The 13,156-nt window shown below is 61.0% G+C and carries 10 protein-coding genes; 5 read left to right on the plus strand and 5 right to left on the minus strand.

The genetic code is table 11. The annotated features are described in order from the left end of the window. Positions 1 to 117: 117 nt before the first annotated feature. On the minus strand, positions 118 to 846 hold the full coding sequence (locus MUN80_RS02205; protein ID WP_244719033.1) for a LytR/AlgR family response regulator transcription factor: 729 nt from the start codon (positions 844 to 846) through the stop codon (positions 118 to 120). Beyond that, entirely contained in the window at positions 843 to 1,796 is a 954-nt protein-coding gene (locus tag MUN80_RS02210) for a sensor histidine kinase (RefSeq protein WP_244719035.1), read from the minus strand. Before MUN80_RS02210 ends, MUN80_RS02205 begins: the two co-directional genes overlap by 4 nt. A 307-nt stretch (positions 1,797 to 2,103) precedes the next feature. Here MUN80_RS02210 and MUN80_RS02215 point away from each other — a divergent pair, with 307 nt between their 5' ends. Both MUN80_RS02215 and MUN80_RS02220 read left to right on the plus strand, forming a co-directional pair. Continuing rightward, a complete protein-coding gene (locus tag MUN80_RS02215) occupies positions 2,104 to 3,534 on the plus strand; it encodes an alpha/beta hydrolase family protein (protein WP_244719037.1) in 1,431 nt (476 codons plus the stop codon). A 433-nt stretch (positions 3,535 to 3,967) separates the two neighbouring features. Next, positions 3,968 to 5,590, plus strand: coding sequence for a MutS-related protein (locus MUN80_RS02220; RefSeq protein WP_244719039.1), 1,623 nt, complete (start codon positions 3,968 to 3,970; stop codon positions 5,588 to 5,590). 670 nt (positions 5,591 to 6,260) lie between these two features. Here the strand turns inward: MUN80_RS02220 and MUN80_RS02225 are convergent. From MUN80_RS02225 to MUN80_RS02235, 3 genes are all read right to left on the minus strand, one after another. Further along, positions 6,261 to 7,523, minus strand: a complete 1,263-nt coding sequence (locus MUN80_RS02225) for a hypothetical protein (protein ID WP_244719041.1) — start codon at positions 7,521 to 7,523, stop codon at positions 6,261 to 6,263. Positions 7,524 to 7,806: 283 nt separating this feature from the next. Continuing rightward, complete coding sequence (rfbC, locus tag MUN80_RS02230; protein WP_244719043.1) at positions 7,807 to 8,352, minus strand: dTDP-4-dehydrorhamnose 3,5-epimerase; 546 nt, start codon at positions 8,350 to 8,352, stop codon at positions 7,807 to 7,809. 64 nt (positions 8,353 to 8,416) lie between these two features. Then, the gene (locus MUN80_RS02235) at positions 8,417 to 9,538 is read right to left on the minus strand and encodes a glycosyltransferase family 4 protein (RefSeq protein ID WP_244719045.1); all 1,122 of its coding nucleotides are present in this window, start codon (positions 9,536 to 9,538) and stop codon (positions 8,417 to 8,419) included. A gap of 103 nt (positions 9,539 to 9,641) precedes the next feature. Here MUN80_RS02235 and MUN80_RS02240 point away from each other — a divergent pair, with 103 nt between their 5' ends. From MUN80_RS02240 to MUN80_RS02250, 3 genes are all read left to right on the plus strand, one after another. Beyond that, positions 9,642 to 9,983, plus strand: a complete 342-nt coding sequence (locus MUN80_RS02240; protein WP_244719047.1) for a c-type cytochrome — start codon at positions 9,642 to 9,644, stop codon at positions 9,981 to 9,983. Between the two features lie 52 nt (positions 9,984 to 10,035). After that, positions 10,036 to 11,367 carry a GTPase HflX gene (hflX, locus tag MUN80_RS02245; RefSeq protein ID WP_244719050.1) on the plus strand — a complete coding sequence of 444 codons (1,332 nt, stop codon included), beginning with the start codon at positions 10,036 to 10,038 and terminating at the stop codon, positions 11,365 to 11,367. Between the two features lie 355 nt (positions 11,368 to 11,722). Then, entirely contained in the window at positions 11,723 to 12,985 is a 1,263-nt protein-coding gene (locus tag MUN80_RS02250) for a M43 family zinc metalloprotease (protein ID WP_244719053.1), read from the plus strand. Positions 12,986 to 13,156 lie beyond the last annotated feature (171 nt).

Genomic DNA, 13,156 nt, shown 5'->3' on the forward strand with positions numbered 1-13,156 from the left:
TGGATAAGCCCCTATACGCCCGAATGGATTGCTCAGATGGAATCCTACTTCCTCACAACTACCCAATTATGACTAAAAGGCCGCCTCATTGGGGCTACCTAGCCACTTAGCTAGCAGCTACCCTAACGGGGCCGGCCAGCGGCGCAAGAATTCCTGCCGAAAAGCCGCCCCAAGTGGTAGTGCCTGACCGGCTACCGTGAGCACGTTGCCCTCCAAGCGCTCGACTAAGCGCAGGGGTACGGCGTAGGACTTGTGCACCTGCATAAAATCAGCGGGTGGCAGCTGGCTGAGCAGGCGCCGAAACGTATCGGTAACGACGAGGCGCCCAGCGCGAGTCTGCACCTTCACGTAGTTGCCATACGCTTCGAGCCAGCGAATGTCGGCTGGCAGCACGCGGTGGGTAGTGCTACCCTCGCGCAGCAGCAAGGCAACAGGGGCCGCAGCGGGCGGCGCGGCGGGTGAGGCTGCGCTGGCAGCCGCGGCCGCGGGCAGTTTGGCGATGGCCCGCAGGAAGCGCGGCAGGCCCACCGGCTTCAATAGGTAGTCGATTACCCCGTACTCGTAGCTTTCGAGGGCAAACTCGCTGTAGGCGGTGGTGAGGATGGTGTGCGGCGGCCGGGGCAGGGCGTGCAGCAGCTCCAAGCCTGTCATTTCGGGCATGTTGAGGTCGAGTAGCAACACGTCTACTGAGTGCTCGTGCAGAAAGGTGAGGGCTTCGAGGGCCGTGTAACAGTGGCCTACTAGGCGCAGGTGGGCCACGCGGGCCACGTGCGCCTTGAGCACCTCGTGGGCCAGCGGCTCATCGTCCACAATCAGCACGTGCAACGGGGTAGCGGGTTGGCTCATACGTCAAGGACTAAGTCGGTTTGGAACTCGGTTTCGGTGGCGGAGGCATGCAGGTAGTGGCGGCCGGGGTAGAGCAGCGCAAGACGCTGGCGGGTGTTGTGCAGGCCGGTGCCGGTGCCCACCGGCGCCGAGGCGGGCGGCGGCAGGGCATTGCGTAGCGTGAGCATGAGGCGTGAGCCCACCAGCGCCAGGCGCAGGTGCACGAAGCTACCACTAGCTCGCTGGGTACCGTGAGTAAAGGCATTTTCGACCAGCGCCAGCAGCAGCAGCGGGGCGATAGTGCAGCCGGCTGCCTCCGCCTCGGTGGGCAGCTCGACCTGCACCGGGCAGCGCGGGCCGAGCCGCACTTCCTGCAACTGGGCGTAGCTGCGCAGGTAGTCCAGCTCCTCGACCAGCGGCACCTGGGGGCGGCGCGTGCTTTCGAGTTGGTAGCGCATGAGCTCGGCCAAGGCCAGCAAAAGGTCGGGCGTGCGGGGGCTTTGGGTCAGGCTCAGGGCGTAGAGGCTGTTGAGGGTATTGAAGAGAAAATGCGGGTTGACCTGCGCTTCGAGCAAACGCAGCTGCTGTTCTTGGGCCAGCAGCTGGTTGCGCTGTGTGTCGCGACGCTGCGTAGCAGCCCGCCACATAAACAGGAAGGACAGGGCCAGCAGCATTTGCCCAAACAAGCTAAGGCCGGGTTGGTACCACGGCGCCTTGTCAGCCAGGTATTCTTTCGGAAAAAATAGCCATTGCAGCCCATGTACGGCCGCGTGCAGCACCAGCACCCACCCCAGTAGGGCCCCCAAATACGTCCCGTAGCGCCCCTGGTCGAACAGCCGGGGCACCAGCACGAGGTGGTGACCATACACGCCGACCATCCACGCCAGCAGCCCAATAGTTATGGGCCCCATCACGGACCAGGTGAGCAGGTTGGTGTTGAGGGCGGGGTGCAGCAGCAGCAACGCCAACATCGGCAGCCAAGCAAGCACGTCCCGCAAAACGCGTCCTGCCCGCCTGCGGGCCGCAACTGGGGGAATAGCAGGAGTCATAAAGGAGCAAAAATCAGAAAGAAGGGCCGCTACAAAGGTAGCAGCCCCCTTTCCCGGCGCACAACCTCATCGGACGAACGGCGTTCGTCCGGCCCCGACGCGCAATGGACCCATTTTGCCAGCCGTTGGTCAGACAAGCGAGGCCAGCCGGGTGGTGCTGTGGAGTTTTGCCAGCATAAACCGCCGCCCGTTCGGCATCTTCATTTTCTTGCCACCTTCACCCCAACTTATGCGTACCGCTACGTTCTTCTGCACCGCCGCCGCTTTGCTCCTGACTTCGGCCGCGGCTGCCCAGGCTCCCACACCCGCCCCGGCCGGCCTTTGGCAAGGCAACCTGCAAGCAGCCCCCGGCTCCGAGCTGGTCGTGTTTTTTGACCTGAAAGGTCAATCGTCTGCCCTCAGCGGCACCCTGAGCGTGCCCCAGCAAACCGATCAGCTGCTGCCCTTGAGCAGCGTGGTGCTGCGCCACGACAGCCTGCTGCTGGGCGCCGAGCGGCTACACGCCCGCTTTGCCGGCCGGTTTTCGGCCGATGGCCAGCAGGTGGCCGGGACCTGGTTTCAGGGTGGCGCGCAACTACCGCTGACGCTGCGGCGCAGCACGGCCAAGGACAAAGCGGCCGCCACGCCGCGCCGGCCGCAGGTACCCCAGGCACCTTTTCCCTACCGCAGTGAGGACCTGACGTTTCCGAACCAGCCGGCCGGGTTCGACTTGGCGGGCACACTCACGCTGCCGGCGGGCAAGGGGCCCTTTCCGGCCGTGGTGCTGGTCAGCGGCTCCGGCCCCGAAGACCGCAACGAAACGATCCTGGGACACCAACCTTTTTTGGTGCTGGCCGACTACCTCACGCGCCGGGGCTTTGCCGTACTGCGCTACGACGACCGGGGGATAGGCCAGTCGAAAGGCACGTTTAAGAATGCCACCACGGCTGATTTTACCACCGACGCCCAGGCGGCGCTAGCTTACCTGCGCACCCGGCCCGACATTCGGCCCCACCAGGTAGCCCTCATAGGTCACAGCGAGGGCGGCATCATTGGCGGGCTGGCGGCGGCCCAGCCCGGCGGTCCTGACTTGCTGGTGTCCTTGGCCGGACCTGGTCTGCCCGGCGCTGCTGTGCTGCTGCGCCAGCAGGCCGATCTGGCCCGCGCCGCCGGGGCCGATTCGGCCAGCATCGGCCGCAACTACCGCCTACACCGGGCCCTCTTTGCCGAGCTGCACCGCCAGCCCCCTACCCTCCCGACCGACCAGCTCACGGCCAAGCTCGTAGCGACCGTGCAGCAACAACCCGACGCCGGTACCGAACAGGCGCGGCTGGCCCTGGCCAAAACGTACGCCGCGCCCTGGATGCACGCCTTTCTGCGCATCGACCCCGCCACGTACCTGGCCAAGGTACACTGCCCCGTGCTCGCCCTTAACGGAGCCAATGACCTGCAAGTGGCCGCCGACCAAAACTTACCCGCCATCGAGCGCGGGCTACGCGCTGCCCACAATCCCGACGTGACGATCAAGACCTTGCCGCAGCTCAATCACTTCTTCCAAACCGACCCCGCCGCCACCAGCCGCTACGCCAGCATCGAGGAAACCTTCGCGCCCAGCGCCTTGCAAGTCATCGGCGACTGGCTGAGCGCCCGCACCAGCGGCAAGGGCGCGGCGGGCAAGTAAACTGGATGAAGCGCTGGGCCCAGCAGCTTACGGAATGAACGAAGTCGTTGCGCCAGGGGCGGACAACGACAAGCCCTATCCCTTTTAGGATATTCTAATGCCTTGGACCGCTAATTCACGGAGTCCTCTTTAAACGGACTGTTTGTAGCGGTTGCAACAATCGCTGCCCTTGTGAGATTGGTTGCAAGAATAGCGGTTCTGTCGCCTTTCTAGCGACCATCAAACAGCTGCTTTAGTAGAATCCTTACGGCCTTCAGCCTGTTGCAACAGCCACATTAGTTGTCGGATAGGCTCCGAAATAATGCTGCTGGCTCTGGGCGCAGGTTGTTGCTGGCGTGGTACCCCTGGTAAGTAAAAATGTCACTTCGCTACCTTTCGCGCTGCTTCTATACTAGGTGCCCCGCTCACGCTCTGGTAGCTATCCTTGCTTCTCATGTGGTCTTCTTCCCGTAAACGCTTACGCCGTCTGGAGGCGACCTGGCACCAGCCGGCTTCGCGCTCCCCAAATTTCTCCTTGGTGGCCCGCTACTACAACCGCGTGCAGCACGAGCCCGCCTACCACCGCCTACCGGACCAAACATGGGAGGACCTGAACGGCGAATTGCTCTTTGACCGGCTCGATGCTACGGTGAGCCGGGTAGGTCAGCAGTGCCTCTACCACCGCCTGCGTAGCCCGCTCGCCGACGAGGCCGCCTTGCACGAGTTTGATGCGGCCGCGACCCTGCTGGCGCAGCAACCCGTAGCCCGCGGGCAAGCCTTGCTCGCACTCGACCAGCTAACTGCCCACGAGGCATACTACCTGGCCGACTTGCTGAGTAGGGAGTCCCTTCTCTCTTTACCCGGCGCGCGTTTCGCGCCGCTACTCGCGCTGGGACTGTTGACCACGTTGCTCGGTGGTTTTTGGCTACCCGTCCTCTGGTTGGGTACGATTGCGTTTGCCCTCGTCAATGCGGTGTTTCACTTCTGGCAGCTCTCGTGGATTCAGCACAGTGTTCGCCCGCTGCTGCAACTGGGCCGCTTGTACCAGGCAGGGCAGGCGCTGCAGCAGGCAGCCCTTCCTCTGCGGCCGCTACAGCAGTTGGCAGCGCCCCTGGCCCAGCTGAGGGGTATCGTGCAGCAAATAGCTTTATTCCAGGTGGAAGCCAGTTTGCAAAGTGATGTGGCCAGTCCTTTTATGCTGCTGCTCGACCTAATCAAGATGCTGCTGCTGCTCGACCAGCTGGTGTATGCCCGCTGCCGGGTAGCCGTGCAACAGCGCGCGCCCGCGATTCGGACCATCTTTGAGGCAGTTGGCTACGTCGATTGCGCCTTGGCGGTGGCCAGCTTCCGCCAGCGGCACGCTACCTGCGTGCCGCACTTTGGGCCGGCGGCCGAGGGCATCCAGCTGCAAGGCGGCTACCACCCGCTGGTGCCGGGGTGTGTACCGAATGATCTAACCCTGGCCGGGCCAGGTGTACTGCTCACCGGCTCGAACATGGCGGGCAAAACCACCTTTATGCGCACACTGGGCGTGAATGCCCTGCTGGCTCAGACCATATCTACGTGCCCAGCTGTTGCCTACCGCGCCCCTTTTTGCCGCGTACTCACTAGCCTTAGCCTGGCCGATAGCTTGCCCACAGGCAAGAGTTATTATCTGGTCGAAGCCGAAACCATGCGGCAGCTGCTGATGGACTGCGACGCGGCCCCCGGTAGCTACCTGCTGCTGCTGGATGAACTCTTCAAGGGTACGAATACGCAGGAGCGCATTGCCGCTAACAAGGCCGTGCTGGCCTACTTGCAGCCGCGCAGCTGGGTAGTAGCAGCCACCCACGATGGAGAACTAGGTGCGTTATTACAGTCGTGCTTTGTCGAATACCATTTTTGCGAGACAGTTACGGAGGAAGACTGGTATTTCGACTACAGCCTCAAAGCCGGACCGCTCACCACGCGCAATGCCATTCGGTTGTTGGCCCGCCTGCACTACCCAGCGCAAGTGGTCGCCGCCGCGCAGGCGCTTAGTGCCAAGCTAGCTATGGGAACGCAATCCAGCAGCCCGCAACCGACCACGCCGGAATGAGATGGCCTAGCCCCGTCGTTTCTTTGCTGCCCACTAACACACGTACTCCAGCATGAGAGGCAAACGGGTAACATTCTTTGCAACTGGACAGGATTTTCAGCAGCTCATTCGCGCCTTTGAAGCCACCGCGCAGTGCCAATACGTTGAAGCAGGTGGGTTTGATAACCCGAACATTCCCCGCTACACTTCCTTGCGCGATGTGCCGATCTTGGGCCAGGTGCAGTACTACTCGACGATACTAGCGCCTCGTCTGCTGCTGCTGCCACTCAACGTTACGTTGACCGTTCGCCCGGTACCACAGCGCGCGGGTGGGATTCGCTATTTGGTAGACCAGCTGGCTAACCCGTACGGTTTGTTGCTGACCATGGGGGGACCTTTCAACCCGGGGTCCTAGTTGCCAGCGAAGCCAGCACGTTGGCTACGGATGCGGATTCGCTGGCCCTCTTTGCTAGTTGGGCGAAAGCGGTTCGGAAGCAACACCGAATTGACTATGCTTATGTGGGGCCAGAAGCAGCACTTCTCCTCGCAGAGGGCTGGCGACTGGTGTCCGATGCCCACTATCCGCATCAAGACTTGCGGAAGCCAGATTAAACTACTTGTAAAGCCTTTGCCGGGTACTTCTCTCAGTTCAGGAAAACGGTGATTTAGGTAAACTGCGCCCAGCCGTAACTCAGAAGTTGAAGTCGCGGGACTCCCCGGCCAGCTCTCGGCCGCGCAGAATAAACTTGGGCCGGTACGATTCTTCCTCGGCCCAGTTTACCTCGGCAAAGGGCGCACGGTCGCCGTACTCTTTCGGGCCCGTAAGGGGTAGGCCCAAGGCGCGGTTTTGCTCCTGCTCCTGCCACACGTCGGTCAGTACCTCGGCCAGCTGGTGGCCCCAGGCCCGCATCCCGGCCGCAATTACTGCTTGCCGCCAGTCGGCGTGGGCGGCAATGGGCCAGGGGGGCGTCTGGTGTTCCAGCGCCTGCTCTATCCAATGGGTAGCCTCAAACAGGTAGCCGTGGCGGCGACGGTCATCCTGGCCGCTGGCCTCGTACCAGCGCAGCAGGCGGGGCAGGTCGGCGGGGTCCTCGAACTGCCGGAAATAGGGCGAGAGGTCGTTGTGGTGCAAGATGAGGGGGTGCCAGGGCAGCGAGGCAGCCATGTCGCCGCGGGCGCGCTGGGCGGCTAGTTTCTCCGCTTTATCGGCTTCGGTAAGATTGATGTAGTAGGCTTCTTTTTCGCCGCGTACGTCGGGCAGGGTCAGCAGCAGGTTTTGGCCGGTGGCTTCGTTGTGGTACTGATACCAGGCGGGCAGGGTGCGGTAGGCCCGCTTGGAGGCGGCCTCGTAGCCATCGTCGTTGGGGTCATCCGCTTCGTCGGGGGCCAGGTCGTTCCCTTCGGCTGCGCGCCGAAACCGGTCGTAGTTCTGCCAGGACCAGTTCTGGTTGGGCACGTAGTAGTCGGAGCGCAGATACGACTCGTAGAGGGCCACCTCGTCGGCCGTGATGGGCGGCAGCCACGGGCAATAGTCGATGTACTTTTCCCACTGCCGGAATTCTTCGGTATGGCGCACGCCGGGGAGGGTAATCTGCTCGGCCCGCCAGCGGCACTGCAAATCGAACAGCTTCTTCTGCTGAATTTCCCACAGGTCGTGGGCCGCTTCCTCGCGAATCTCGATAAAGCGCGCCCCGGCCTGCTTTGCCAGAAACGGCCCTTTGATAAAAGCAGCAGCTTTGGCGTTGGCATACAGGCTCACAACGGACGCCTTACTCTGGGCCAGGTAAGGAGCCAAGGCCTCCTGCAGGGCGGGGTGGGCACGTAGCTCGGCGGCAAACAGACGGCTGAGGGCGACCAGGTCGGGTTTGGTCTGGGCCGCTTTGATGTAGGCAGCCCGGGCTTCGGGCGTGGTGGGCAGCTCGGGTTCGGCCGCCGGGGAGGCTAATTCTTCCATAGTCAAGGTAATGCGTAGCAGATAGTAGGCTCCAAAATAGCAGTTAGCTGGCAAAACAAAAGAGCGGGAGTCGGGGCCAGCAGCATCGGTTGTAACAGGGTGGCCTTATGAGCCCACTCCAGCGGTGCGGGTGAGCGAAGCCGCTTGGCCCAGCAACGAAAAAAGCCCCCAACCAGTATGGCCGGGGGCTTTTTCGTTGTAAGGATGAAGCCTTGGTATTGTGGTAGCAGCACGGACAGCCCTAGCAACTGCGGCCTTCCCGCCTACCACCGAGCAAGGCAGTTTACGCAAAAGGCGTGTCGAAGTCGGCGAAGAGCGGCAGGGCGCGGTCCTTGTCCGACACCAGTGGGGCCTCAATGCCCCAGTCGATGCCCAGCGTCGGGTCGTTCCAGCGCAGGCCGCCTTCCGAGCCCGGGTTGTAGTAGTCGGTGCACTTATAGAGAAACAGCGTGTGGTCTTCCAGGGCCATAAAGCCGTGGGCAAACCCGGTGGGCACGTAGAGCATGTTGCAGCGCTGCGAGTCCAGCTCGACTTTTACGTGCTGCCCGTACGTGGGCGAGGAGCGGCGCAGGTCGACTACTACATCGATTACCCGACCCGTAGCTACGCGCACCAGCTTGGCCTGGCTGAAGGGCGGCCGCTGAAAGTGCAGCCCACGCAGCACGCCTACTCCCGAACTCGATTGGTTATCCTGCACCCAGTTGCCTACGGCCCCGGCCTCTTCCATAATGCGGGCACTGAAAGACTCAAAGAAGGCACCGCGAGGGTCACCGAATACCCGGGGCGTAAACTCAATTACACCGGCCAGAGCGTGATGCTTAATTTCCATTCAGGAGAGATATTAGGGTACGACGCCACAAACGTACGCGTGGCAAGGTAGGGAGTTTTAGCCTCTAGCGGACCCGGGGACCAACGGCCTCCACGATGCGTAGATACTTATTTAGAACGATTTGTTCGTCAAATTTTTGCTCGGCCAGCTGCCGGCCGGCTTGGCCCATGGCCTGCAGCTCGGCGCTGGAAAGGCGCTGCACCTGTAGCATTTTAGCGGCCAGGTCGGCGGCGTTACGGACTTCACAGAGCAGGCCATTCTGACCATCTACCACCGTCTCGCGGCAGCCGGGCACGTCGGTCGTCACGATGGGCTTGCCCATGGCGGCGGCTTCAAGCAGGGTTTTGGGCGTGCCTTCCCGGTACGAGGGCAGCACCACGCAGTCGGCCCGCCCGATGTGCTCGGCCACGTTGTCGGAAGTACCCAGGTACTCGATGTTGCCGGCCTTGAGCCACTCCTCAAAGACGGCCCGCTTCACCCCGATATTGCCCGACTCATCAACGCCGCCCAGCAGCTGCACCCGGGTGCCGGGCATGGCCTCACGCACGATGCGGGCTGCTTCGAAGTATTCCTCCACGCCTTTTTCGTAGAGCACCCGCGCTATCATCAGAAAGGTGAAAGGCTCGTGACGCACAAACTCCGCCGCGGGCCGAAACCGATTCGTATCCACGCCGGAGCCGGGCAGCAGGTCGGTGATATCGGGGTGCACCAGGCCGTGCTGCAGGAAAAGCTGCCGGTCGTCGTCGTTCTGGAAAAATACCCGCTTGGGAAAGCGGAAGGCAAACCGGTACAGGCTCAGGGCAATGCGGCTCACGAAGTTCTGCACAATAAACACCGTACCCAGGCCCGACACGTTATTCACGCTCGGAATGCCGGCCAGCTTGGCCGCCAGCGTCCCGTAGATATTGGGTTTGATGGTATACTGCAGCACCACGTCGGGCTTTTCGCGGCGGTAAATACCGTAGAAGCGGCGCGTCAGCTGGGCATCTTTTACGGGGTTAGTGCCCTTGTTTTCCATCAGAATGGGCACGTAGCGGCAGCCCAGCTCAGTTTCCAGGCGCTCGGAATAGGCGTCGGGTGGGGCTATAGCCAGCACCTCGTGGCCGGCGGCCTGCAGGGCTTTAACCAGGCTCCGGCGGAAATTCCAGATATTCCAGGACGTATTAATGACAATGGCAACGCGCATACAGCAGATTCGGGATTCGGGCGGCAAAGGTAGCAGGTCCGGTTTCGGTATCGGTAAAAAAGTAGCGCCCGCCCGCCCGAGGCCCGTTGCGTACCTTCGCCCCATGATTCGCTCTGCCCTTTTTCTTTGCTCCGGCCTGTTGCTTTTCCTGGCCGCAGCCTGCACTTCCAACAGCAACTCCGCGGCCGAAGAAACAGCTGCTGCACCCGCTGTTGCAGCCGAATTGCCCGGAAAGGCGCTATACACGCAGAACTGCGCCGTTTGCCACGGCCCCGACGGCAAGCTCGGCCTCAACGGCGCCCACGACCTGACCAAGAGCAACCTGAATGCAACCGGCCGCGTGTATATGGTGACGCAGGGCCTGGGCAAGATGCCTTCCTTTAAAAATCAGCTCAGTCCTGAGCAGATTCAGCAGGTCGTTGACTATTCTCTCACCCTAAAATAAGCCCAGGCCAGTTGGCGCCGCGCCTATTTTACTTTACCACCCACTGCACTTTATGGCTAATAAACCGTCCTCCAAAGGCCGCAAGCCCGGCAACAGCACCCGCCACCCCGGCGCCGTCGACGGCGTATCGGGCCGCGTGGGCCGCATTTTGGCCAAAGCCAACAAAGATGGTACCTACGACACGGCCCTGGAACAGGAAACCGCCGTGCTGGTAGCCGTGCCCGATAAGCGCCAGCCCGACCTGCAAACCCAGGAATACCTCGACGAACTGGCTTTCCTGGCCGAAACCGCCGGGGCCCAGGTTACCAAGCGCTTCGTGCAGCGCCTCGAAAAGCCCGACATCCGCACCTTCGTGGGCGAGGGTAAGCTCGAAGAAATCAAGGCCTACGTGCGCCACAGCAACGCCAGCATGGTCATCTTCGACGACGACCTCTCGCCGTCCCAGCTGCGCAACCTCGAAGCCGAGCTCCAAGTCAAAATCGTAGACCGTAGCCTGCTCATCATCGATATTTTCGCCAGCCGGGCCAAGTCGGCCACGGCCCGCACCCAGGTGGAGCTGGCCCAGTACCAGTACCTGCTGCCCCGCCTCACCGGCCTCTGGACTCACTTGAGCCGGCAGCGTGGTGGGGGCGTGAGTCAGCGCGGACCGGGGGAAACAGAAATCGAGACCGACCGGCGCGTGGTGCGCGACCGGATAGCCTTGCTCAAGGACAAGCTCAAGGAGCTCGACAAGCAAAGCAACACCCAGCGCAAGTCGCGCGCCGGGCTGGTGCGCGTGGCCCTGGTGGGTTACACCAACGTGGGCAAAAGCACGATTATGAACCTGCTGAGCCGCTCCGACGTGTTTGCCGAAAACAAGCTCTTCGCTACCGTCGACTCCACGGTGCGCAAGGTGGTGCTCGAAAACGTGCCCTTCCTGCTCTCCGACACCGTAGGGTTTATCCGCAAGCTACCCACCCGCCTGATTGAGAGCTTTAAAAGTACTCTCGACGAAATCCGGGAAGCCGATCTGTTGGTCCACGTCGTCGACATTTCCCACCCCTCCTTCGAAGACCAGATTGCCGTAGTCAACGATACACTCAAGGATATTGAGGCTGCTGACAAGCCCGTGCTGCTGGTTTTCAACAAAATTGACCGGTACGACATTGGACAGGAAGAGCATCACGGCGGCTTCGAGGGAATGAATGCTGACGAAGACGTAGAGCCCCGGCCTACACTCGAACAATTGCAGGCCAGTTACATGGCCAAAATGCACGACCCAGTCATTTTTATCTCTGCCCAGGAGCGGCAAAATATTGATGAACTGCGGGCTCTTCTGGTGCGCCACGTAGCCGTGCTACAGGAGCAGCGCTACCCACATACGTCCTTCGAAAGCGAGGAGTAAAGCCCCTCACTTTTTATAATTTTACTAAGCGGCCCGAAAAATTTTCGGGCCGCTTTTTTTGTTTGATTTCCTGCTCATCAGGTGAAAAAGCGCCTATATAAATTATGTTTTATATACAATGTCTAAGCGAATTTCGTAGCTGCTGACTTAACCTCGGGAAACAAAATAAACCTGCTTTCGTACCAACGGCTCGACTCGGCATTTCGGCCAAAATACCGTATGTTTTAACAATATATAAGCCTATATATTGCAACATCCATAAAAATTGCGCCAAAAAATTATCTTTTGCCTTAGTCATCATTTTTCCTAGCTTGCTTTTCCTGTCCTCTTTCCACTACCAAACCAACCCTTTCTCATGAAGAAAAACGTTTACGCAATTGCCTTGGCTTTTTTAGGCCTCGGTTCCTTCTCGGCCCAGGCACAAGACCAACGGATGGCCAAGACCGATCCTGCACTAATCACACCTGGCCGCACCTGCGCCACGATGGAAGTATTGGAGGCTCAAATGGCCGCCGACCCCTCGTTGGCTCAGCGCATGGCCAAGGTGGAGCAGCAGACGGCCGAGGTGCTCTCCAGCCCGGCTACCGCCAACCGTATCGGGGCCGTCGTGACGATTCCGGTGGTCGTGCACGTGCTCTACAACACTACCGCTCAGAACGTCTCCGACGCCATGATTACGGCCCAGCTTGATGTACTGAACAAGGACTTCAGCAAGACCAACACCGACGCGGGCCTAGTGCCGACGATGTTTGCGGGCTTGGCTGCCAACACCAACGTGCAGTTTGTGCTGGCTAAGCGCACCCCCACGGGTGCTGCCACTACCGGCATTGTGCGCAAGCAAACCAAAGTAAGCTCCTGGAGCACCAACGACGCCGTAAAAAGCTCGAAGCGCGGCGGCGACGATGCCTGGGATGCTACCAAATACCTCAACCTGTGGGTGTGCAACCTGGGCCAGGGCCTGCTCGGTTACGCCCAGTTCCCCGGCGGCTCGCCGGCCACCGACGGCGTAGTAGTGCTGTATTCCTCACTGCCCGGGGGCACGGCCAAGCCTTATGACAAAGGCCGCACCGCCACCCACGAAGTAGGCCACTGGCTAAACCTGCGCCACATCTGGGGCGATGCCAGCTGCGGCAACGACCTGGTGTCGGATACGCCTACCCAGCAGACGGCCAACTACGGCTGCCCGGCTTTCCCCCACGTAACCTGCAACAACCAGGGCGATATGTCGATGAACTATATGGACTACACCGACGACGCCTGCATGTACATGTTCTCCACGGGCCAGGCTTCGCGCATGAACGCCCTGTTTGCCTCGGGCGGCGCCCGCGCCGGTCTGGTTACCTCGCAGGGTGGCGTTGCTCCCCGCATGACGGCCACGGCTGCTGAAGTAGCCATGTACCCCAACCCCGCCAGCAACGTGCTCAACCTGTCATTGCCCGCTACCAAGGCTGGCAAAGGCTGGACGGTAACGGTATACGACCTGCGCGGCCACGAAATGAAGCAGGCCACTTACAACGGTCAGGGCCAGGTGCAGGTAGCCCAGCTGCCTAAGGGCCTGTACCAGATGACCGTGTCGGACGGGCAGCAGACGCTGCGTCAGCGCTTTGAAAAGCAATAAACTTCTATCTTAGCGACGCTGGTAGTTGTTGCAGCAGTTGCTGGCCTTCTGATCTAAGAGCCAAACTTCACTCACCAGAAAAGCCCACCGATACCGGTGGGCTTTTCTTTTTGGGCCTGGCCGAGACTGACGCCTACACTGTTGCGGGCAATACGGGCTGGGGTATACTTT

The organism is Hymenobacter cellulosivorans (genome assembly GCF_022919135.1).
Lineage (GTDB): Bacteria > Bacteroidota > Bacteroidia > Cytophagales > Hymenobacteraceae > Hymenobacter > Hymenobacter cellulosivorans.